Annotated in this window: 1 protein-coding gene; it reads right to left on the bottom strand. The window is 65.2% G+C overall.

The features are described 5' to 3' along the window. Positions 1–792 (bottom strand): type VI secretion system tip protein TssI/VgrG (tssI, locus tag CHU32_RS27900; RefSeq protein WP_116628782.1); only part of this gene is annotated, 792 nt, incomplete at both ends.

The following is a 792-nucleotide window of genomic DNA, read 5'->3' as shown; positions in this document are numbered from 1 at the left end:
TCGCGGTATCGCCAGGTTCCCGAATCCCGGCCCCGCCCACGCCTGCGACACCCGCACCCAGCACGAACTCGTCTCGTTCTCCGGGTTATAACGGTCCCACCTGAACTTCACCCGCACCCGCCCGTGCCTGTCGCAGAAGATTTCCTCTCCCGCAGGGCCGGTCACCACCGCGCTCTGCGGGCCGTCCACCCTCGGCTTCGCCTGCGGCACCGGCCGCCATGTCCTGTCCGACGGTATCACGCTGAAATGGTTGACCAGCGTCGTCCCCTCGCCCCGGCTCCCGTGCAGCGCCTGCGGCTGCTCTCCCGACAGCGTGCTGCTCACCACCTGCCACTCCCGGTTCAGTACCCCTGACGGATGCTCCGTCAGCGTGAACTTCGTCCCCGGCCACAGCCGCGCCGAGTTGCTCACGCACGATGCCTGCTCCGCGCTGTTACGCCATCCTTCCGCCTGGTAACGCGCAAAGCTTCTCCCGTGCTGCTCGTCCTTGAACCGCCCCGGATAATCGAATATCTCATACTGCGTCCGCTGCCCGTTCAGGAACTCCCCCTCATGCCCGTAGTACCCCTGCCACCCCGGCACCTTAAACGTGTAGTCCTGCGTCTCCACCGATGACGGCCTTATCTGCGCACGGTAATGCACATCACTGACATACTCCGTCTCGCCACCCGTCGTCGTCCCCGGGTTAAACGTCACCTCGCCCGCGTCCGACAGCCCCGCCACGTCGTCACACAGCGTCAGCGTCTGCGTCGCGCTCTCCGTCACATACCGGTCAAAGAAGAATATCCCCTC

The organism is Superficieibacter electus (assembly GCF_002915575.1).
Lineage (GTDB): Bacteria > Pseudomonadota > Gammaproteobacteria > Enterobacterales > Enterobacteriaceae > Superficieibacter > Superficieibacter electus.
Note: the sequence above shows the minus strand (reverse complement) of the source record. Positions and strands in the feature narration are given on the sequence as shown.